The following is a 21,796-nucleotide window of genomic DNA, read 5'->3' as shown; positions in this document are numbered from 1 at the left end:
TATAATATATATAACATAAAGCACAAAGAATGAGCAACAAATCGCGCAACAAAAGGAGGAGCTATGAAAGAAAAAAGCGGAGTCAAAGGTTTCTTGAAAAAGCTGCACAAGTACCGGATTTATCTGCTGATGCTGGCCCCCGCCGTAATCTACACGCTTGTCTTTGCCTACTACCCGATGACGGGCATCGTCATGGCATTCAAGAAGTATAATTACAGCGGCGGCATCTGGGGAAGCCCCTGGAACGGACTGGAGAATTTCAAATTCTTCTTCAAGTCCGGGCAGGCAGGGCTGGTGACCAGGAACACGGTTCTGTATAACATCGCCTTTATCCTGGTGGGGACATTCACCCAGGTGGCGGTGGCGGTATTCCTGACGGAGATCCATGGGAAGAAGTTCCGGAAGATTTCCCAGTCGATGATGTTCCTGCCTTATTTCATATCCTGGGTCATCGTGGGCGTCATGGCGTTCAACATCTTCAGCTCGGATTACGGCTTCATCAACCGGATCATCACCTCCCTGGGCGGAGAAAAGGTGGCTTTTTACACCACGCCGCAGGCATGGCCGTTTATCCTGCTGTTCTTCAACATCTGGAAAGGCGTGGGATATGGATCTGTCATGTACCTGGCAGCCATCATGGGCATCGATACCTCCGTCTATGAGGCGGCCTCCATCGACGGGGCGAATGTGTTCCAGAGGATTTTCAAGGTGACTATTCCCATGATTATGCCTACCATGATTATCCTGCTGCTGATGAGCGTAGGCGGCATTTTCAAGGGCAACTTCGACATGTTCTACAACCTGGTGGGCAGCAACGGCCTGCTGTACAACTATACGGATGTCATCGATACGCTGGCCATGCGCGCCCTGATTTCCAGCAACGACTTCGGCATGTCGGCAGCCATCGGCCTGTTCCAGTCCGTGCTCTGCTTCGCCACAGTGACAATCGTCAATAAGCTGGTAGGCCTGTACGACAGGGACTACGCGCTGTTCTGAACAGAAAGGAGAGAATCGCAAAATGGCAAAAGAGGCGACTCATTTAGGCAAAGTAAAAAGAGGGAAAGATGTGGTGGCGCTGAACATCATCGCCTACGGTTTTTCAGGACTGATAGCCCTGCTGTGCCTGATTCCCTTTCTGATGATTCTGGCAGGCTCTTTCTCTTCCGAGAGCGCGATTACGGCAAACGGATTCTCGCTGCTGCCCCAGGATTTATCGCTGGAAGCGTACAAGACCGTGTTCAAAGAGCCGATTGTAGTCCTGCGGGCCTATGCCACGACCATTGTGCTGACGGCTGTCGGCACGGCCATCGGCCTGCTGATACAGACCATGACCGCGTATGTGCTGTCCAGGAAAGACTTCGAGTGGAGGAACAAGTTCTCCTTTTTCTTCTACTTCACCACGCTGTTCTCCGGCGGCCTGGTGCCCACCTTTATCCTGTACACCCAGACCCTGAAGCTGCAGGACAACTATTTGGCCCTGCTGCTGCCGCTGGTGTTCTCCGTGTACAACCTGCTGGTCATGAAAAGCTATATTTCCTCCATACCGGATTCCCTTGTGGAGTCAGCCAGGATTGACGGCTGCGGTGAGGTGAGGACGCTGTTCCAGATTGTGCTGCCGCTGATTCAGCCGGCGCTGGCCACAGTGGGCCTGTTCATCGCCCTGGCCTACTGGAACGATTGGTACAACGCCATGCTCTACATAAAGGCGGAAGAGAAATATCCCCTGCAGTACTTCCTGTACCAGCAGGTGAACAACATCGAGTCTTACAAAAAGCTGATTTCCAACAATGCGGTGAACAGCGCTGTGGTCAGCTCCATGTCGCTGCCTACCCAGACCTTGAAGATGGCCCTGACAATCGTGGTCACCGGGCCGATTATACTGGCGTTCCCCATGGTGCAGAAGTATTTCGTGCAGGGCATTACGATCGGCGCGGTAAAGGGATAAGAGGATGCACTGTAAACCGTAATAGAAAAGTGTCAAAACCGGTAATAAACGGTTGAGATAAGCCGGCGGATGCAGGGAATCCGCAACAATCGGGCACGGAATATCAAAAAAGCAAAACAGAAGGAGGGCTTTATGAAAAACAGGATGAAAAAAGGATTGGCGCTGCTGCTCGGGGCAGCGATGACCACAGGCCTGCTGGCAGGCTGCGGTTCGGAGGGAGGCTCGGAGAATTCTGCGGCCTCAGGTTCGGAGGGCGGAAACGCTTCGGCGGAGGCTGGCGGAAGCGCTTCGGATGCCGGGGGGGCAGATACCTCCGAACATGTAGACCTGAAGATGTATCTGATAGGGGAACGCACCCCGGATTTTGACGAGGTCTATGGGAAAATCAATGAAATCCTGGAGGAGAAGCTGAACTGCTCCATAAGCGTGGACTTCCTTTCCTGGGGTGAACATGATACGAAATATTCACTGCTGTTCTCTTCCAAGGAGGATTTCGACTTGATTTTCACGGCATCCAGCTGGTGCCATTATGAGCAGACGGTATCCCTGGGGGGATTCTATCCCCTTTCGGAGGAATTCATCCAGACCTACGCGCCGGATATCTGGGAGGTAGTCCCGGAAGTCGCATGGGATCAGGCGAAGATTGACGGACAGATTTACATGGTGCCCAACTATCAGAATGAATTTGCCCAGGACGTACTGGCTGTCCGCGGAGACCTGATGGAGAAATACAATATCGACCAGATTACCTCCTGGGATGAGCTGAAAGCCTTTTACCTGGCCTGTGCCGCAGACGGAATGTACGCCAGCCAGGGCGGGCCATGGTATCAGTATTTCCAGGCGCAGGGACTGGCCACCACAGGCGGCGCGCCTCACGGCGGCGAGCTGGTGCTCTATCATACCCAGGATCCGTCAGACACCGGTTTCTACTATCTCCTGGACTGGGACGGCTTCACGGATTATTGCAGGCAGATGAAAGAGCTGGCCGACGCGGGCTGCTGGTCTCCGGATGTGCTCAATTCCAGCGATGAGCGCCAGACGGGACTGCTCACCGGCAGGACGGCGGGAATGGTCTGGAACCTGGGCAGCTGCACTACCTATGGAAAGCAGGCTAATACGGAGAATCCTGACTGGAACGTGACGCTGATAGATCCTGTCGCCGATCTGCCCAAGAAGGTGCAGCCTTATATCAACAACGGCGTGGCAATCAATCAGAACAGCAAGAACAAGGAAAGGGCCATGATGGTTCTGAACGAGTTCTATACGAATCCGGCGGTTCAGGATCTGGCCATGCTGGGCATCGAAGGAAAGCACTGGGAGGCCGTGGGGGACGACCAGTACAAAGTAATCGACGAGTCAGGATTTGGCGTGTCCAGTAACTGTAACTGGGGATGGAACAACGCGGCTATCCAGAGGACGGAATACATCGAGGACAAGACGCCGCTGGACGATGTCCGGGAAGCCATGGAAGAGAGCTGGAACAACAATATCAAGGAGGCCCATGTGCTGGACGGCTTCAATTTCGACTCCACCAAGGTGAGCACCCAGTTCGCGGCAGTGGAGGCGGCCATGGGCAATTACTACGATCCGTTGGTGAGCGGCCTGGTGAACGATGTGGATCAGTCTATCGAGGATTTGCGCACGGCGCTGGAGAGCGCCGGCATCCGGGACGTGCTTGCGGAGATGGAGAGCCAGGCGGCGAGCTATATCGCTGAAAAGCAGGCGAACTGATTCCCGGGCGAACCGGGGATTCGGGACTGGAGCCTCACGGCGCCGCGGGATTCCGGGACAAAGAAAGGGGCTGCCGCTGGCGGCGTCCTGTGGGGAAGGGCTGCTGCGCAAAGCGGGAGCCCTTTCCCCTACATAGAGTATTTGCTTTTCCGGCGGATGGGGGTTATGATAGAGGGGAAGGAGGGAGAGCAGGATGACATTGGACGAAATGGCGAGAGAACTGGGCGTATCAAAGAGCACGGTTTCTCGTGCACTGTCCGGAAAGGGACGGATAGGGGAGAAGACCAGGGAGAGGATCGTGGCATACGCGGGGCAGCAGGGGATGTATCTGTCCCGGGAATCGGATGGGGGTGGGAAGACCGGCAATCTGGGGGTGGTGTTTCCCGCAGATGTGTATGAGAATGCCAATTCTTACTTCCAGGATTGCATGCTGGGCGTCTGTGAAGCCGCGTCCCTCATGGATTTCAATGTGCTGATCGCCACCGAGACGATCAGCGACATTTCCGGGATTCAGATGCTTGCGGAACAAAAGAAAGTGGACGGGATTATCCTCACCAGGAATATGGAGAACGACAGGGCGCTGCGGTATCTGACGGATATTCATTTCCCTGTGGGAGTCACGGGGCAGTGCGATGAAAAGGAGGTCATCCAGGTGGATACGGACAATGAGGCGGCCTGCGAGGAGCTGACTGCCCTGCTGATCGGCAAAGGATTCAGCAAGTTCGCCCTGGTGGTGGAGGATCTGTCCTACCGGGTGAACCGCAGCCGCTACCAGGGATTTGGCAACGCGCTGCTGAAGAGCGGGATTCCCGGTGAGAGACAAGCCTACTATGTGGGCGCCCTGCAGGTGGCCCTGCTGGATGCCATCATCAGCGACATGCTTGCCAAAAAGGTGGAATGCATCATATGCGGAGACGATATGGTGTGCACCAAAATCGTGTCCCGTCTGCAGGCGGAAGGGTACCGGATTCCCAGGGACGTGGCGGTGGCGTCCCTCTACAACAGCTCCAACCTGAACTGTTTTACGCCACAGATTACCGCAATCAATATATCCGCCAGGAAGATCGGCAATATGATAGGGAAACAGATGATTCGCTGCCTGCGGGGTCAGGATTACGAGAAAAAGGTGATAATGGAACATGAGATTCTGCTGCGCAGGTCTACGGACAGGATTTATACAAGTGTGAGGATATGAAAATGGGTACAGAATATGGTTATGAGAGCAGATGCCTGCTCAGGGACGGTCGTCCCTGGTTCCCGGTGATGGGGGAGATGCATTACAGCCGTTACCGGGAGGCGCTGTGGGAGGAATCCCTGCGCAAGATGAAAGCTGGCGGCGTGGAAATCGTGTCCGCCTATGTGATTTGGATTCACCATGAGGAGGAAGAGGGGGTCTTCGACTTTACCGGATGCAGGAATCTGAAAGGATTCCTGGAGGCCTGCCGGAAAGTGGGGATATTGGTATTCCTGCGCCTGGGTCCCTGGGTGCACGGAGAAGTCAGGAACGGCGGCTTCCCGGACTGGGTCCGGGAAAAAGGAAAGGGCGGGGTCATGCTGCGCAGTGATGACCCGGCTTATCTGAGTTTGGTAAGGCGCTATTGGGAAAGGGTGTATGAACAGGCGAAAGGCTTCCTGCATGAGGACGGCGGCCCGGTAATCGGGATACAGATTGAAAATGAATACGGGCATGTGGGCGGGCTGAAAGGGGAGGCCGGAGAGGACCATATGCGCACGCTCACTGCCATGGCAAAAGAAATCGGTTTCAGGGCGCCTCTGTATACGGCCACCGGATGGGGTGGGGCCTGTATCGGGGACCTGCTTCCCGTGATGGGGGGATACTGTGAGGCTCCCTGGGATCAAAGGGTCACAGAGCTGGAGCCCAACGCGAATTTCGTGTTCAGCTATGAGCGCAATGACGCCCAGATTGCCTGTGACCATCACACGGGAGAGGAGACTACCTTTGATGAGTCCCGTTTTCCTTTCCTCACGGCGGAACTGGGCGGAGGGCTGCAGGTGACCTCCCACAGAAGACCGGTGGCGGGCGGGAAAGATATCGGCGCCATGTCCATAGCCAAACTGGGCAGCGGAGCCGCTCTGCTGGGTTATTATATGTACCATGGGGGAAGCAATCCCAGGGGTAAGCTTTCCACCTTGCAGGAGAGCCGGGCGACAGGATATGCCAATGATCTGCCGGAAATCAATTATGACTTCAACGCCCCCATCAGGCAGTATGGCACGATTTCGGATACTTACCGGGAGGTGCGGCTGCTGGCTCTTTTCCTGCAGGAATTTGGCGGGGGACTGGCGGCGATGGAGGCGGCTGTCTGCCCGGACCGGGTCAGGCCGGATGATTTCCATACCCTGCGGCTGTCCTGCAGGCATGACGGCAGGAGCGGGTATGTTTTCTTCAATAATTATCAGAGGCGGCACAAGATGGACGGGCATCCCGGTACGGTGCTGACCGGCATCTGCGAGGGCGGGGAGATAAAGTTTCCTCCGGTGGATATCGAGGACGGCGAGTATGGGTTCTTTCCCTATATGCTGAAACTTGGGGATGCCTGCCTGCGCACGGCGCTCGCCACGCCTCTCTGCAGGCTGCGGACGAACGAGGGGGATACCTGGGTCTTTTATGGGGATTATGTGCCTGAAGTTTCCGGAAGAGGCTGTCCTGAGAAAGGGGAAAGCCAGGGATGCGGGACTTTGCCTGGTGAGAACGCGGTTTTTTGCTGGGAGGGGGATGTACGGGCTGACATCCTGAAGCTGACTCGGAAGGAAGCTCTCTCGGCGCAGAAGCTGAGCCTGGGGCAGGATTATCTGATTCTGGCGGAAGATTTCGTCTGGGAAGAGGAGGGAAAGGTCAGGGTGACAGGCGGCGCGGATACGGTCATTCGGGCTTTTCCGAGATTGCCGGAAGAGAGTCTGCCGGGCTTTGCGGAGTGCGGCCAAGAGGGGCGGTTTACGGTATATGAGAGAAAGACAGACGACAATACGGCTGACGTGGCGGTGTCCCTGATTTCCAGGGATGCGGAAAAGGCAAGATATGAGGTTGCGGTGTCCTATAAGGAGAAAGGAAACCGACTGGCGGGAAGGGATACTTTCCTGAAAATATCTTATTCGGGAGACCGAATGGAAATTTACGACGGGACGGAGAAGATAAATGACCACTTTTACACTGGTCAGGAGGTGCCTTTGAGTCTGGGATACTTTGGTTTTCCGGAGAGGCTGGAGATAGTGGTATATCCGCTGGAGGAAAAAGCGGCGGTATTTCTGGAAAAATGGCCAAAGATGAAAGATGGGCGTGCCTGCCGTTTGGACGGAGTGACGGTGACGGAGCAGTATCGATGAGGCGGTGGGTTGCTTTAAGTCTTTGTGCTGGCTGAGGGTTTTCAGAAAAAAGGTACAAATAGAAATCGTGGCCGGAGAGTGAAAAACGATATATGCTGTATACACAGTATGGCATCTGAGAAAATGAATAAAAAGCCAGTAGTGTCATTTGCAGACTGCTGGCTTTTTTGATGGGCAGAATTGTACAAAAGGTCAAAATAAACCAATAGAATAGCCAGTGACGCCGGGGTAAAGGAGCATCAGGATTCAGCCCTGCATACCTGAGGATGTGGATGAAGTCAGAGCCGTTGTGCCATGTCCTTATGGGGAGATTTCTTTCTCCTGGAAAATTTTATACAAGAGCCTGTTCCTGGAGGCGCCTGTATGGTATGATGCGGAAAAGTACAGGTATCATAACTGGCAGGAGTTCTATGAAATTTGCCAAAAGGGTGCCCGGGGGACGTAGAGATTCCCCGGACGCCGCCATCTGACATGAGAGCGGAACTTTGGTTTTCCGCGGCCTCTATTTTATCTGAACCCGCTTCTGCTCAAATAGCGGTACAACCACATAATACAAACGGTCATCCGAAAAAGAGAGAGAGCCCAGTTCCTTTCCGGATTGGTTTTTCAAATACAGCTTATGTCCGGGTGTACCCGGGTAATCATCTGCCAGTATCTTTTTTGACGTCATCCGGTTTGGTATCCTGTGGGAGGCCAAGGATTCGGTAGGTTTCTTTTTCTGTCATGTCAGGCGATCCTCTGCAAAATTTTCCAAATTACGCCGGCGGGCGATAGCGGAACAGGACCCTTTTCACCACTGTCCGTTCGCCTTTGCTGCCCGGCGTCCAGGCCAGGTTCGTCTGCCATGGCACTGAATAGGGTCCGTCGGGATTCGCTTTTAAATTCAGGAAAATATTTCTGCGCCTTGCGGCTGCCTGGGCCGCGTCCGCATGGCCTGTCCTTGCCAGCCAGGCCTCGTAGCCGCCCAGATAGCTTTCCGCCATCTCGTCCCAGGAGTGGAACTGCTGCTGGATGACTCTTCCGGCTCTGCTGAATTCCTGGTCCAATTCCTCCCTGTCTATCATTTTCACCAGATACATCATTCCCAGAAGCTGGGTGGCACGGCACAGATCCCAGCCCGGGTGCAAGGTGTCCAGCCGCCCGGCATGTCTGTCCACCAGCTCATGCACAGTCTCCAGGCCCTGCTGTCTGTTGTGGATGTCCCATTGTTCCTCCAGGGACACATTCCGGAAATTGGAGACTACTTTCCGGCTTCCGTGGGCTCCCGTAATCAAAGGCCAGCCCTCCAGCATGTCAAAGGAGTGGGCCCAGATGGCAAAGGTGGAGGCGCACCAGCATTCCAGGTCGTTCCGGGGCAGCAGAGGATCCCTTTTCCAGAAAAGGGCGGGGGCGAAACGCCAGCGCCGCACCCCGATTGTACGGTAAAGCAAAAGGATAATGACGTAAATCCACACAGAAGCTTTCATGCCCAGGGCTCTGGTGTAGCTGTCCTCTGTCAGCACCGGCACATAGTCCCCGTACATGTCCACATAGTGATCCGTGGAAGCCAGAAAATCCTCGAATATCATGACTTCCGCAGGGGGATCCCACTCCTTCCAGGTGCCTGCGGGCATACGGTAAACGCCGGGCTCATCGGTGTCCTGGATGGCTTTTTTGTTGATGTGCGCGATGACTTTTTCGCCGCTGGGCAGCTGGACTCGATGGTAGATTTCGTTTCCGCTGCGGACTGTGTCATTGTTGATGACGACTCCCTTTACAATCAAAGTGAAGGCGCCCAGGGTCTCCATGTCTGCGATAGAGGACGCGACGGGGATATCCTGTCCGGCTTCGTTTCCGACAGCGTTTTCTTCCAGGGCGGCATCTTTTGCGTAGAATTGATACAGAATCGGCCCCAGGGCGAATTCCACCAGCAGCGCCAGCGCCATCATGACGGGAAGCAGCAGGATGGTCTGTGGCAGGTTGATTTTGAATCCGTATATGTTCCTGTTGGATATTTTGTATCTTGTGGATGACATCTGAAGACCTCCGGTTGCGTGTATGCTTATTTTCTTTCCAGAGAAAAAGGCCAGAACAGAACGAAAACGGCTGGAACTTTGCCGCGGCCCTGTAAATGATTATATACTGATTTGCCGGTTTTGTCTATTTGTTTGTCTCATGGATATATTCTACCAATGCCAATGTTTCCGTGCCGATGTGTTAGTGCTGGCGGGCGATGTCTGAAATCAGGATTGTGTTCCCGCTGAAAATGGCTTATAATGATTTTAAGCATTTGAATTCCTGTAATCCGGAATTCGGAAAGGCGGTAAAAAATGAGCGAGAGAAAGTACAACAGGATTTTCGCCATTGTCATTGATTCTTTGGGCGTGGGCGCGCTGGAGGATGCAGCCGCCTATGGGGATGCCGGGACGGACACCCTGGGTCATATCTCCCAAAATGTGGACAGCTTCGTCATTCCGAATCTGCAGAAGTTAGGAATGGCAAACCTCCATCCGCTGCGCCAGGTGGAACCGGTGGAGAAGCCGCTGGGATATTTCCTGAAGATGAAGGAGGCCAGCGCCGGAAAGGACACCATGACAGGGCACTGGGAGATGATGGGGCTGCATATCACGAAGCCTTTTCAGACATTTACGGAGACAGGGTTCCCCAGGGAGCTGATAGAGGAGCTGTCCGCCAGGACGGGCCGCAGAATCATCGGGAACAAGAGCGCCAGCGGCACGGAAATCCTGGAGGAGCTGGGGGAAGAGGAGATTGCCACCGGGGCCATGATCGTCTATACTTCTGCGGATTCCGTACTGCAGATCTGCGGAAACGAGGAGACTTTCGGGCTGGAGGAGCTGTACCGCTGCTGCGAGATTGCCCGGGAGCTGACCATGAGGGACGAGTGGAAGGTAGGGCGGGTGATTGCCAGGCCTTACCTGGGAAAGAAGCGGGGAGAGTTCAAGCGCACCAGCAACCGCCATGACTATGCCCTGAAGCCCTACGGAAGGACAGCCCTGAACGCCCTGAAGGACGCAGGTCTGGATGTGATATCTGTGGGTAAGATTTTCGATATTTTTGACGGGGAGGGCCTTACGGAGTCCAACAAATCCAAAAGCTCGGTACACGGCATGGAGCAGACCATCGAGATCGCGAAGCGGCAGTTCAGAGGGCTCTGCTATGTGAATCTGGTGGATTTCGACGCGCTGTGGGGTCATCGCCGGAATGTGGTGGGGTATGCCCGGGAACTGGAGAAATTCGATGAGAAGCTGGGGGAGCTGATGCCGCTTCTCCGGGAGGACGATCTGCTGATTCTCACGGCCGACCATGGGAACGACCCCACCCATACGGGAACCGACCACACCAGGGAAAAGGTGCCGTTCCTGGCATATTCGCCGTCCTTCCAGGGCAGCGGCAGGCTGGAGGATACGCAGACCTTCGCGGTGACAGGGGCCACGATTGCGGACAACTTCGGGGTGGCGATGCCGGAGGGGACCATTGGAAGCTCCATATTGGGGCAGCTGCAATAAAGGTACGGCAGACTGGTCAGAAGCATGGTCAGAAGTATGGAAAACGAAACCCGGAACAGGATATGGGGAACAGGGACTGGCAGGCTTTCTCTATGATAGTGCGTCAGGCCGAAAAAAGCGCTGTGGGAGGGAGACTCTCACAGCGCTTTATGTTCAGTCTGTAGGCAATCTGAACTGCTCTACCAGCTGCTTCAGCCCGGCGGCCTCTGTGGAGAGCTGTTCGCTGGCGGAGGCGCCCTCCTGAGCCGTGGAACTGTTGCTCTGCACTACCGTGGATATCTGGTTGATGCCCTCGGAGACCTGCCAGACGGCATCGGACTGCTCGTTGGCGATGTTGGCAATGCCATCGATGGCCTCCACCACGGACTGGATGCTGTCCACCACCTCTGACAGGATATTGGCAGTCTCTCTGGCGATGACGGAGCCCTCGTTCACCGCGTCCGAGGAACGATGAATCAGGACGGAGGTATTCCGGGAAGCTTCCGCGGACTTTCCGGCCAGGCTGCGCACCTCCTCCGCCACCACGGCGAAGCCTTTTCCCGCGCTGCCCGCCCTGGCGGCTTCCACGGCTGCGTTCAGGGCCAGGATATTGGTCTGGAACGCGATGTCTTCGATGGTCTTCAGTATCTTGCCGATTTCGTTGGAGCAGTTCTGTATCTTGTCCATGGAGTCCATCAGCTTCTGCATCTGCCGGTTGCACTGGGAGACTTCTTCGCCGGCCTGATGGGTCTGTTCGCGGACATCCAGAGCATTGCCGGCGGTATGCTTGGCCTGGGAGGATATCTCGGTGACCTGTGTGGCCAGTTCCTCTACGGCGCTGGCCTGCTCCACGGTGCCCTGGCTCAGGGTCTGGGCGCTGGAGGAGAGCTGGCTGCTGGCGGAGGCCACCTGGTTGGCGGAGCCGTTCACCTGACGGATGATTTGGCTCAGCTCCTGTTTCATATGGCGCATGGCCAGCAGGATGTCCCGGAAGCTTCCCACATAGACTTCCTCATGTTCGGTGCGGACATCCAGGTTCTGGCCCGCAAGCTGGGTCAGCAGATAGCTGATGTCATTGATGACAGTGGCCAGCCCCGTCACCAGGGCGGCGGTGGAATTGGCCAGCATGCCGGTCTCGTCCTTGCTGCGGATCTGGGGCATGGGAGTGGCCAGGTCGCCCTCTACCAGCAGCTGCATCCGCTTCGCGCAGGCTTTCATGGGCTTGCTGATGCTGCCTGCCAGCAGCAGGGCCACCACGACGGAAATCAGCACGCCGCCCGCCATCACCAGGATATTGAGCACCATGCCGTTGTAGGTGGAGGCCAGGTAATTCATCTGGGGCGCGGTGACGGCGATGCTCCAGCCGTCCGTGCCGTTCACGGGGGCGTAGGCCATGAACATTTTCCCTGTGGTGCCGTCATAGCTGCCGAATCCGTTTTCGCCCTGGCGCATGGATTCGTGGATGGCCGCCAGGTCTTTCAGGGAGGAGTCGCTGACCGCTTCGGCTTCGATATTCTGGACGGTGATGGTGTCCAGGGTGATGTCGGCGATGGTGTCGCCGGATTTGTTGATCATATAGGCCCTGCTGTTCTCTCCGATCTGGATGGAAGACACGATGTCGTTCAGGAAAGTCTCAGGGGGCACGAAGTATACCACGCCTACGATGGAGGAGCCGTAGATTCCGTCAGCGTACAGGGGAGCCGCCACCATGATGGACAGTTCTCCGGTGATCTTGCTGATCAGCGGTTCCGACACATAGATATTGCCCTGCAGGGCCTGCTGTACGTAATTTCGGTCAGAATAGTCCTTTCCGTCGAAGATGCTGATGCCGTCCGGGCCGATGATGTTGCCGCGCTGGAAATTATGCATGGCGCAGCGTTCGTCGATGATGGATTTTTTCTCCTCCACCGATGCTTCCGGATCGGACAGCTGGGGAATGCAGCCTGTGTCCATGGCTACGTTCTTGTATGCCGACATTTCCTGTTCCACGCGCTCCGCGGCAAGGACTGCGGTCTCGCTCATCATGTGGTCCACGGTGTCGATGGTGCTGTGGTAATTGGGAATGATGCCGGAAAGTCCCGCGGCCACCAAAGCTGACACCACTGTCACGATGAGGCATAAGGTGATTTTGGTGCGAATGCTTTTCATGTTATCTTACCCTCCTATGTATAAGATATAGTGTTTCTTATATTATACGTAAGGGGGGTCTGGTTTGTCAACTACGGGGCCATGTTGAAATAGAGATTGTAATTCCCGGGGAGATAGTTTATAATGGAGATGCTGATTGGATTTTATGGAAGAGAACCGGATATAGAACTGAGATAGAAACCGGATTAGAAAGGGAAAGAAAATTGATGAAGATTCTGGCAATCGGGAACAGTTTCTCACAGGATGCCACCCATTATCTGCACAAAATCGGGGCATCGGACGGGGCGGAGATGAAGGTGGTCAATCTGTATATCGGCGGCTGCAGCCTGGAGCGGCACTGGAGCAACATTCAGGCGGACGAGACGGCGTATCTGTATGAGCTGAACGGGGAGTCGGAAGAGCGCTATGTGTCCATTTCACAGGCGCTGGCGGAAGAAGAGTGGGACTTCATCGTGACCCAGCAGGCCAGCCATGACAGCGGATGGCCGGATACTTATGAGCCTTTTTTGAGCAAGATGGCGGGATATCTGAAAGAGCGGTGCCCGGCAGCAAGGATTTTGCTGCACAAGACCTGGGCTTATGAGATAGACAGCACCCATGGCAATTTCCCAAGGTACAATAACGACCAGCGGGAAATGTTCCGGCGTCTGAGCCATGCCTATGAGACGGCTGCGGCCCGGGTGGGGGTTCCGCTGATTCCCTCTGGCGATGTCATCCAGAGGCTGCGGAAAGAAGAGCCTTTCCGGTATGAGACAGGGGGACTGTCCCTCTGCAGGGACGGCTTCCACATGAGTTACCTGTACGGCAGATACGCCCTGGCCCTGACCTGGTATGGGACGCTGACCGGGAGGGAAGTGCGGGGGATTTCCTATGTGCCGCAGACTGCGCTGGCACCGGGGGAGCGGGCGGAACCGGCGCTGCTGGAGCTGATTCGCGGCGTGGTGGAGGATGTGGTTCGGGGGCGTTCCAGGTAAAGCTGATGGAGCCTTTATGCAAAAGCGGGTATGGGGCAGACTACAGGTTGTTTTGGGGCGAAAGGTCTTTTCCCAGGAACCGTTTCGGCTGTCCGCCCGGGTTCTCGGCCAGGACGGCCTGGAGGATTTCTTCCCGGCGGTTTTCCGCGTCGGGCAGGTCGCAGACGATGTCGTTCAGGTCGTAGGGGCCGTAGCGGAAATGGCCTGCCGCGGCACCGTGGAACCGGCCGTCTATCAGCAGGTACTGTAGGGGCTCGCAGTCGTAGGGCAGGCCGTCGGTCAGATTCCTGGCCATCTGCTTCAGGGCGGGCTCGTGAATTTTGTAGAGGAAATCGTTCCGATGGAGGGCGTAGACGGAGCGGATGTCCCTGGGCGCATAGTCCCGCAGGAGGGCTTCGTCGCTTTTCAGTAGGTAACCGGATTCCCGGGGGATTAGGATGCCCTCTGACACCAGGCTGGCTGCGGCGTTTCGGATTTCCTTTTCGGGTACCCGGTAGAAGGCTTTTGCCATGGCGGCATCGAACCATACGGTTCGGTAGGCGAACCGCTGGAGCAGGATTTTCAAAGCCTCCGTTTTGCTGTATCTCTGGGTGTCCACGTCAGGGAACATCTCCGCGAATCGATACCATCCCCTGTCCCATTCTCCGTCATACTGGTCTTCGTAGAGCAGAAAGGCTTCCTGGAGCCGGTGCAGGATGGGGGTGATCTGTTTCACCAGCAATCCGGTCTCTTCCTTGAGCTGCTGGATGTTGAAAGGGCCGGCGTTTTCGATGAGGGTGAGGACTTCCGACTGCTGGGGGGTGGGGCGGGTCAGGGGCTTGCGGTATAGGCAGGCGAACAGCTCCATGTCCTCGGCCATGACCCATCCCAGGTTGCCGCCCGCAAACCGCCCTTTCACAAGCTTCCGCTGCAGCTGGCGCTGCCGGTTGAACTCCATGTCGTCGAAAGCGGCGCGGAAGGAGAGGACGGGAGGTTCCCCGAAGCCGTGCCAGTATACGTTCTGCCCGGGCTGGGTATCCCGGTACAGGGCTATGTATTCGGTTTCGTCCGCTTTTCGAAGGAGACACTGGCGCTCCATGCGCAGAGAGAGGATTTTTTCGTCTATTTTTGCTCTTCCTTTCGTTTGTTTCTGGTGTTGGCGCTGTTTTTTGCTGCTCTTGGGCCCCGATGTCAGGTTTGGGCATCTGGCGGTAAGCGGCAGAGGAAAGGCAGGGTTTCGGGCAATGCGTCCTTGAGCCTGATGCTTTGGTTCTGTATGGGGTCAGGCATTGTCCGTGCTGTGCCAGGCTTGGCATTGCTCAATCCGGGCTCCATGGGGCGTATCGCCGTGTTCCGGGTCGCAGGAATAGTCGGTCAGCATGTCGCAGGGGATGTCCGGGCATTGTCCGCAGTGCAGGAAGCCTTTCTCCTGGCAGCATTTGGCTACGGGGCATTCCCCGTGAAAAGGGTGTCCCTCTGTCTCGATACAGCCGCCGCAGTTGCATGTCCCCTTGTATCCGCACCCGGTGCAGTGCAGTCCGCATCTTGAATCAACCATGTTCGTTACCTCCGTTTCTTGTCTCATATCCACTTGGAACTGGCACTTATCATAACATTTGAAACATGACAGCTGTATGTCATGTTGCGGGAAAAATTTGTGTTCAGTATAAATCCCGGGCGGCGTCCAGTTCGGCTTTCATCCGCTCCACCATCTCCGGCGGCCCCAGGACTTTCACTTTTCTGCCGAAGTGCAGGAACCATTCCACGGCCTGTTCCCGGGTGGTGAAGCCCCATTCCGCATAGAGCCTGCCGTCTTCCTGCGGGTCAACGCCGCGATAAAAGCGGACAAAAGGACAATCAGGAACAGGGAAAGCAGCTGCGCCGGCGCGATCCGCATGCAGACCAACGCTGTCAGGACAGTGGACAGCGTCCCGCCCAGGAACCCCAGAAGCATTTTTTGCACCATATAGGTCCCGGCTGTCATCGGGAGTATCCGGTTGATAAAGATAATTCCGTCTTCTTTTTCGGTGATGATGTTCATGGCGTTGAAGGTGCATCCCATGAACATGGCCGTGACCAAAGTTATCACGATCAGCAGGGACTTCAGGCCCTCGTTTTCAGTGGACGCCGGATGGATGGCGGTGGGGTAACAGGCTTCTTTTGCCCGGTTGTCATAGAGCCGGGGCAGGGTGTCGGCTGTCACCCGGGTCACTTCCAGTTCGTCGCCGGACAGGAACGTGCGGATGCCCTCCCCTGCTTCCAGCACGCCTATCATCTGGGTGGACGGCTCGTTGACCGCTTCCCGGAGGGCTTGTTCCGTGCCGTACCGGGTGACGGTTCCGCTCGCCTGGAGCCAGGCAGCCGCCCCCTGGGAAATCTGGCCTTCCAGGACGCCGAAAGAGGTCTCCCCCAGGGAATCGAAATCCACGCCGGAAAGCAGGTTGATGGCCAGACCCACCACGATTGGCAGCAGAAAGGTCAGAAGGCACAATTTGTCCCGCCGGATGCTTTTCAGCTGATATTTTAAGCTTTTCATCTATATTCCTCCTAGCGCCTATGGGCGCGTACCAGTCTTTTTTCAGTACATGACAATATTTTGGTTACGTCACAGCTTCCGGATGCTGCCGCCCTATCCCTCCCTGGCCATTTCCCGGGTCAGCGTCCGGTGGGCGAGAAGGAACAGCAGGAGAATCGTCCCCGGACAGGCGGCATAGTAGGGCAATTTGGTGTTGGGAGCCAAAAAATACGCGCCTTTCATGGCCGTGAACAGATGGTACATGGGATGGAAGTCGATCCAGCCCCCTGAGACGCCGGTCTGGCCTGCCAGGAATACAGGCGTGGTGATAAAAACGGCAAGGACCAGGTAGAGCAGGGAAAACTGCTTGAAGTCCGGCAGCCTTACCGCGCAGAAAAAGCCGATCAGCGCCATGATCAGGGACAGGATGCCCGCCTGGAGCAGCACGGCCGGCAGAACCGCGGCGCCCGGCCCCAGGCCCAGATTGATCACTGTCAGCAGCGCCGCAAAGGCCAAATCCGATACCAGGAACACGGACAGCTTCGACAGGATGAACATCGTCCTGTTCACCGGAAGGATGCCGTGCACCCGGATGACTCCCATCTGCTTTTCCTTGAACAGCAGGGAGGCGAGACCCAGGAAGCCCACCGCCGACAGCTCGAAGAACAGGAATTCCGCGGTGATTTCCCGACGGTTCTTCATCTCCCTGCTGTTAGAGCCGATTACTTCTGCCTGTCCCTCCGTATTTCCCTCAAGCACTGCCTGCGCCCAGATGGTGCGGTAATGGTCGGCGGTGCCGGCGCCGGAGGAGAGCAGGTAGAATTCCGGCGTCCCGGAGGACAGGTCGATGCCCACGGAATACCTGTCCCCGCAGGCGGCCTCCAGGGCTTTTCTGCCGTCCACTACAGTTATGTAGTCGGACGCTGCGGTCCGGCGGCCCTGGGGATCCAACAGATAGACCGGATAGATTGCCTGGTCCACTTTCGCGTACACGAAATGGATATAGCAGGAGTAAAGGACAAGGGAGCCAAGCACCAGAAGGAAGAACCTGCCTGACAGCATGAGCCGGAAGTCCTTTTTCAATAATTGGGTGAATCCTCGATTCATCACGTCAGCCTCCTTCCTGTATACTGGATGAAGATATCCTCCAGAGTGGGCTCCTGGGAGTGGATGCTGATGATTTCGTCATAGGCAAAGGGGATGCCGCCTTTCAGCTCCGGAGCCGTGATCGTCGCTTCCCGTCGCTTACCCTGGTACAGATAGGACACCGCGATGCTGCGGTTGCTGTTGCGCTCTTTCAGGTTCCGGGGCGTGTCCAGGGCCGCGATATTCCCATTGGAGAGAAATGCCACTCTGTCGCAGAGCAGGTCGGCGTCCAGCATATTGTGGGTGGTGACGAATATGGTCGTCCCTTTCTTGCGCTCCTTTTCGATGATCTTGCGGAAGAGCACGGCTCCAGTGGGGTCCAGGCCGCTGATGGGCTCGTCCAGGAACAGGAGCCTGGGGTTGCTGATCAGGGCCCTGGCCATGCTGACCCGCTGCCGCATGCCCTTGGAATAAGAGGAAACAGGCTTCCGCAGGAAATCCCGCTTGAATTCCAGCTCCTCCAGTAGCTCCTCCGGATCCCGCAGCTGCTCTTTGGGATAGAAAGAAGCGAAATAACGTAGATTGTCAAGGGCGCTTAAATTGGTATACAGATAGGGGAACTCGAACAGGACGCCGATTTTCCGGAAAAATTCCTGTGTATGGGCGCTCCTTAAGTCCTTTCCGAAGAGGGTCACGCTGCCGCCATGGCCTTTCAGGATGCTCGTGAGTATCTTTTGGGTGGTGGACTTCCCGGAACCGTTGGGCCCCAGGAAGCCGAAGATTTCTCCGTCCCCTACGGTGAAGTTCAGGCCGTGCAGCGCATCCTTGTCTTTCCCGTAGGAAAAAGTCAGGTCTTTTACTTCGATCATTCCTCATCCCCCCATTTCCCGCGCTGTTCTTTCTTCTTGCTCTTTTCCTGCCTGGCCCACCATTTCATGAACTTCACTTTGCAGGGCACAGAGATCGCCAGGACTGCCAGGATCACGAGCCACCAGTACCATTCCAGACCTAAAAACATAAGCGTTATCTCCTTCTTTTTGTTGCCGCAGTGCCCGTCCGCTCCCTGGGGTTCCAGGCGCTTTCGTTTGGCTTGCCTTCCGGAACCGCGCCTGCTCTGGATGGATTCTGGCTGCAATCGCGCTTGCGGTTCTTTCGGCTGCGTTCCTGTCCATGGACCTTTTCGGAGGGGTTCGGATTGCTGTTGTCTTAAGGGTGTTCCCTCTTGATGGGATAAGGATAAAGGAGCGGGTTGAAGTCGGTGTGAGGTCGGTGTGAAGTTTGGGTGAAATTTTTGGCTTGATGAAAAATTCGGCTTCCTGCCTTTGCCCTTTGGAAAAGTAGTGGACGCTTTGGCGAAGCTGTGGTAAAATGAAACGAAAGTAGGTGAGGACGGTGGACGGAGAAACGACAATCGCGCAAGGGCTGCACGTCACGGACGACAGTGGGGGCTACGATGCCGCCTGCAAACGTGTTCTGTCTGAAAAGGTAATTCTGGCGCGGATTATGAAATCCTGTCTGGAAGAATACAAGGACTGCGATGTCAATGACATTGCCGAGAAGTATATAGAAGGCCAACCCCAGGTGTCTGCCGTTCCGGTGCTGCCGGACGAGGGCGGTACCATCATCAGCGGCATGGACACCGAGGACAAATCGGTGCGCGAAGGGACGGTCACCTATGACATTCGTTTCCGTGGCATCGTCCCAGGCTCCGAGGAAGGGATTGCCCTCATCGTCAACGTAGAGGCGCAGAACGATTTTTATCCCGGCTATCCGCTGATAAAGCGCGGCATATACTATTGTTGTCGTATGATTTCTTCCCAGCATGGGAGGGAGTTCACTGGCTCTCACTACGAGAAAATCAAAAAGGTCTATTCCATCTGGATTTGTATGAATCCGCCAAAGGTTCGGGAGAACACCATAACCCGATATCGGCTGTTGGAGGAGCACCTGGTAGGCGACGCCACGGAACCGGTCAGGAATTATGATTTGTTGTCCATCATCATGCTATGTCTTGGCGGGTCGGATGGGGAAAACTATGACGGCGTACTGCGAATGCTGGACGTGCTTCTCTCCAATGAAACCAGCGAGGCGGAGAAGCGGAAAATCTTGCAGGACGATTACGGCATACAAATGACGCAGACGATGGAAAGGGAGGTGTCGGTCATGTGCAATCTGGGCAAGGGTGTTGAGGAAAGGGGCGTTGCAAAAGGGATTTTGGTCTCTATTAAAAACCTTATGGAAACAATGAACCTGACCATTGAGCAGGCTATGACGGCGCTGAAAGTCCCGGAGAACGAACGGCAAAAGTATATGGACATGCTGGAACGGCAATTATGAAAACGCCATGGACTATTATTGTCCCTGGCGCTTTGCTCATGTGAGATAATTTTGCCGTTCCCTATCCGGCTGACTGCCGGACGGGTCGGGCTTTAGTCAGGCAACTTTACCTTGCCGACTATATCGAGGGCATTGTGTCACGCAAAGCACAGGCGGGGAAATCGGGATATTTGATGATAGATAATCAACAGATGCAAACAGAGTTTGTTTATAAGTACTGGGTAACTATGTTTAGATTATATCCGTGAATATTTCAAAGAAGGGGGTTGATAGCGTGTGAATGATGACGCGTTAGTGGAGCAGATAAGGCTTCCATGTCCTCGTTGGTGACGGGGTGAAGCCTTTGGGGATTCCCTGTTCCTGCTGGACAGGTATTTCCTCTCTGTCCCTGCGCTTGAAATGCTGGACGCCCTTAACGGCAGCGGGGACGTGCATATGGAGATCGTTTTAGGCCAAAAGCCGGAATTACGCATAACACGAATAATTCAGGAGTGGCAGGAAGAACCAGATGATCAATGGGATTCTCTGGTTTCATAATGGTACAAACTTTCAACTCACAAGTATTAGACCGCTAAACTGGAATTATTGCTTTGGAAAAACAAGCATACAGTTCTCTAAATCATCGGTGTAAATTCCCATTAACGGTCCAGGCTGTCCGTCCTCTGTATCTCCAGATAATTCAGATGTCGGAATTATGTGGAAATCCAACGAGCCGATAAAGGAGCCGGGAGAAAAAGGGCAAGGTATAATTCCAGCATGATGGACGCAACCCTTTTGAAGAAAGGTGATGATTTTGACAATCTTCCAGAAACATGGATTGTGTTCATCACAGAAAATGATGTGATAGGAAAAGGGCTGCCGCTCTATCCGATTGAGAGGTGCTTCTTAGGAACCGGTGAAAGATTTGAGGACGGTTCACATATACTGTATGTAAACGGTGCCTATCGTGGAGATACGCCAATCGGAAAACTCATGCATGATTTTTCATGTACTAATGCGGCAGATATGTATTATGGGACACTGGCAGACAGAGTTCGTTTTTTCAAGGAAAGTAAGGAGGGCATTTTAATCATGTGCAAAGTCATGGAGGATATGAGAAAAGAATCTTTACAAGAGGGTGTAAAAGAAGGGGCAATAAATACTGCTAAAAGAATGTTGGCAGATGGAATGCTGACACTTGAAAAAATTGCGGAATATGCAGGACTTCCTCTTGACGAAGTAAAACAACTGAAAGCTGATAGAAGTGCATAGACAAAACTGCAGGCCGGGAATCTAAAGACAGGTTCCCAGTCTATAATTTTTACGATTATGGCTTCCAGTGTCCTTGAAAGCTCGCCCTGCAAAGCGGCGGCCTTCTCTTTCAGTTCCTTTTGCTCGGCTTCGTAGTCTGCCGAAAGCTCCGTGAAACGCTCGTCTGATATGCGCTTGGTCACCATTCCTTGAAAAACTGTAATGACCGACCGTACCCGCCGCATACTGGACGGGCAGGCCGCCCAGAACGCCGCCACAGCCCCCGCACAGGGCTGGAGTCCCGACAAAGGCATGGAAAACAGAGTATGCCAAACTGACCGCCAAGAGGAAAACGCTCAGTAAGTGTTATAAATCTCGTTCAACAGAATTGACATGCTGGATATAGTTTTCAAAATTTATATCCTCGTCTCCTACAACATAAAACGAAAAAGAATGTCCCTCTGTACAGACTATACAGGCAATCATTATATAACCATCAGTTGTTATGCTTTTGTATATATGTGCAAGAAAGCCTTCTGGATAGTATTTAGAAAAGTGCTTGCATTCCTCAGCTCCCTGTAAGTTTAAAGCCTGCAAAACGATTGAAGATACCGTTTCTGCACTTGCTATTTCCCCTGTTTCCGGTCTTACAAAATTAAAAGTTGAAATATAGATATTAACCGTTTCTTCATCATCAAAAATTATTTGTCCGCTTTCCTTATCTACTGTCATTTTCCATTCTTGCGGAAGCTGAATATACCAACCGTCAATATTATAACCTGTATATGCCCTGTCCATCTGCATTTCCTCCAACAATAATTTATTGCCCTGAGTATAGCACATCTTTCCGCCGCAAACAATAGGCATTTATGTCCGTTCCGGTGCTTATTGGACTGCTTACAAGACCATGGCTGTGAACATAGTTATCCATGGCGGAATAGGCAGTTTATCTTAATTTAAGGATAAACTTGCTTATCCTTAAGATATTTTTATCCCCATCTTTTTGAAACTGCCCGTATCC

At 54.4% G+C, this 21,796-nt stretch carries 18 protein-coding genes and 4 pseudogenes; 11 read left to right on the top strand and 11 right to left on the bottom strand.

Going from position 1 to position 21,796, the window contains the following annotated elements:
* Positions 1-63: 63 nt before the first annotated feature.
* The 6 genes from NFS35_RS19730 (at position 64) to NFS35_RS29960 (ending at position 7,466) form a co-directional block, all read left to right on the top strand.
* A complete protein-coding gene (locus NFS35_RS19730) occupies positions 64-996 on the top strand; it encodes an ABC transporter permease (protein ID WP_251208811.1) in 933 nt (310 codons plus the stop codon).
* Between the two features lie 22 nt (positions 997-1,018).
* A complete protein-coding gene (locus NFS35_RS19725) occupies positions 1,019-1,945 on the top strand; it encodes a carbohydrate ABC transporter permease (protein ID WP_251208810.1) in 927 nt (308 codons plus the stop codon).
* 132 nt (positions 1,946-2,077) lie between these two features.
* The gene (locus NFS35_RS19720) at positions 2,078-3,676 is read left to right on the top strand and encodes an ABC transporter substrate-binding protein (RefSeq protein WP_251208809.1); all 1,599 of its coding nucleotides are present in this window, start codon (positions 2,078-2,080) and stop codon (positions 3,674-3,676) included.
* Positions 3,677-3,869: 193 nt separating this feature from the next.
* Complete coding sequence (locus tag NFS35_RS19715; protein ID WP_251208808.1) at positions 3,870-4,871, top strand: LacI family DNA-binding transcriptional regulator; 1,002 nt, start codon at positions 3,870-3,872, stop codon at positions 4,869-4,871.
* A gap of 2 nt (positions 4,872-4,873) precedes the next feature.
* Positions 4,874-7,021, top strand: coding sequence for a beta-galactosidase (locus NFS35_RS19710; protein ID WP_251208807.1), 2,148 nt, complete (start codon positions 4,874-4,876; stop codon positions 7,019-7,021).
* A gap of 238 nt (positions 7,022-7,259) precedes the next feature.
* Positions 7,260-7,466, top strand: a complete 207-nt coding sequence (locus tag NFS35_RS29960) for an alpha-L-rhamnosidase C-terminal domain-containing protein (protein ID WP_408629646.1) — start codon at positions 7,260-7,262, stop codon at positions 7,464-7,466.
* Positions 7,467-7,776: 310 nt separating this feature from the next.
* Here NFS35_RS29960 and NFS35_RS19705 read toward each other — a convergent pair whose 3' ends face one another.
* On the bottom strand, positions 7,777-9,036 hold the full coding sequence (locus NFS35_RS19705) for a DUF1266 domain-containing protein (protein ID WP_251208806.1): 1,260 nt from the start codon (positions 9,034-9,036) through the stop codon (positions 7,777-7,779).
* A gap of 294 nt (positions 9,037-9,330) precedes the next feature.
* On the opposite strand from NFS35_RS19705, the gene NFS35_RS19700 reads away from it, so the two are divergent.
* The gene (locus tag NFS35_RS19700) at positions 9,331-10,527 is read left to right on the top strand and encodes a phosphopentomutase (RefSeq protein ID WP_251208805.1); all 1,197 of its coding nucleotides are present in this window, start codon (positions 9,331-9,333) and stop codon (positions 10,525-10,527) included.
* A gap of 153 nt (positions 10,528-10,680) precedes the next feature.
* Here the strand turns inward: NFS35_RS19700 and NFS35_RS19695 are convergent, their stop codons facing one another.
* A complete protein-coding gene (locus tag NFS35_RS19695) occupies positions 10,681-12,654 on the bottom strand; it encodes a methyl-accepting chemotaxis protein (protein ID WP_251208804.1) in 1,974 nt (657 codons plus the stop codon).
* Between the two features lie 206 nt (positions 12,655-12,860).
* Between NFS35_RS19695 and NFS35_RS19690 the strand changes: the two genes are divergently transcribed.
* The gene (locus tag NFS35_RS19690; protein ID WP_251208803.1) at positions 12,861-13,628 is read left to right on the top strand and encodes a DUF4886 domain-containing protein; all 768 of its coding nucleotides are present in this window, start codon (positions 12,861-12,863) and stop codon (positions 13,626-13,628) included.
* Positions 13,629-13,668: 40 nt separating this feature from the next.
* Here NFS35_RS19690 and NFS35_RS19685 read toward each other — a convergent pair whose 3' ends face one another.
* The 7 genes and pseudogenes from NFS35_RS19685 to NFS35_RS19660 form a co-directional block, all read right to left on the bottom strand.
* Positions 13,669-14,706: a hypothetical protein gene (locus tag NFS35_RS19685; protein ID WP_251208802.1), complete on the bottom strand. Its 1,038-nt coding sequence runs from the start codon at positions 14,704-14,706 to the stop codon at positions 13,669-13,671.
* 183 nt (positions 14,707-14,889) lie between these two features.
* Entirely contained in the window at positions 14,890-15,237 is a 348-nt protein-coding gene (locus NFS35_RS19680; protein WP_330640379.1) for a DUF3795 domain-containing protein, read from the bottom strand.
* Between the two features lie 31 nt (positions 15,238-15,268).
* The gene (locus tag NFS35_RS29955; protein WP_408629645.1) at positions 15,269-15,508 is read right to left on the bottom strand and encodes a WCX domain-containing protein; all 240 of its coding nucleotides are present in this window, start codon (positions 15,506-15,508) and stop codon (positions 15,269-15,271) included.
* Positions 15,448-16,143: pseudogene (locus NFS35_RS19675) on the bottom strand (ABC transporter permease); the annotation flags it as partial. The pseudogene NFS35_RS19675 and the gene NFS35_RS29955, both read right to left, overlap by 61 nt.
* A 93-nt stretch (positions 16,144-16,236) precedes the next feature.
* Entirely contained in the window at positions 16,237-17,229 is a 993-nt protein-coding gene (locus tag NFS35_RS19670) for an ABC transporter permease (RefSeq protein ID WP_251208799.1), read from the bottom strand.
* Positions 17,229-18,077 (bottom strand): ABC transporter ATP-binding protein, encoded by an 849-nt coding sequence (locus tag NFS35_RS19665; RefSeq protein ID WP_251208798.1) that lies wholly within the window; start codon positions 18,075-18,077, stop codon positions 17,229-17,231. Before NFS35_RS19665 ends, NFS35_RS19670 begins: the two co-directional genes overlap by 1 nt.
* Positions 18,074-18,226, bottom strand: coding sequence for a hypothetical protein (locus tag NFS35_RS19660; RefSeq protein WP_251208797.1), 153 nt, complete (start codon positions 18,224-18,226; stop codon positions 18,074-18,076). Before NFS35_RS19660 ends, NFS35_RS19665 begins: the two co-directional genes overlap by 4 nt.
* Before the next feature lie 374 nt (positions 18,227-18,600).
* On the opposite strand from NFS35_RS19660, the gene NFS35_RS19655 reads away from it, so the two are divergent.
* The 3 genes and pseudogenes from NFS35_RS19655 to NFS35_RS19650 form a co-directional block, all read left to right on the top strand.
* Positions 18,601-19,545: an Rpn family recombination-promoting nuclease/putative transposase gene (locus NFS35_RS19655; protein WP_251208796.1), complete on the top strand. Its 945-nt coding sequence runs from the start codon at positions 18,601-18,603 to the stop codon at positions 19,543-19,545.
* Positions 19,546-19,887: 342 nt separating this feature from the next.
* A pseudogene (locus tag NFS35_RS29950) lies at positions 19,888-20,004 on the top strand (transposase); the annotation flags it as partial.
* A gap of 237 nt (positions 20,005-20,241) precedes the next feature.
* A pseudogene (locus tag NFS35_RS19650) lies at positions 20,242-20,796 on the top strand (nuclease); the annotation flags it as partial.
* A gap of 53 nt (positions 20,797-20,849) precedes the next feature.
* Here NFS35_RS19650 and NFS35_RS29735 read toward each other — a convergent pair.
* Both NFS35_RS29735 and NFS35_RS19640 read right to left on the bottom strand, forming a co-directional pair.
* Positions 20,850-20,978 (bottom strand): annotated as a pseudogene (locus tag NFS35_RS29735) (site-specific recombinase); the annotation flags it as partial.
* Positions 20,979-21,141: 163 nt separating this feature from the next.
* Complete coding sequence (locus NFS35_RS19640; protein WP_251208795.1) at positions 21,142-21,573, bottom strand: hypothetical protein; 432 nt, start codon at positions 21,571-21,573, stop codon at positions 21,142-21,144.
* Positions 21,574-21,796: the final 223 nt, after the last annotated feature.

It is taken from the genome of Acetatifactor aquisgranensis (genome assembly GCF_943193215.1).
In the GTDB taxonomy this organism is placed as follows: Bacteria; Bacillota; Clostridia; order Lachnospirales; family Lachnospiraceae; genus Acetatifactor; species Acetatifactor aquisgranensis.
Note: the sequence above shows the minus strand (reverse complement) of the source record. Positions and strands in the feature narration are given on the sequence as shown.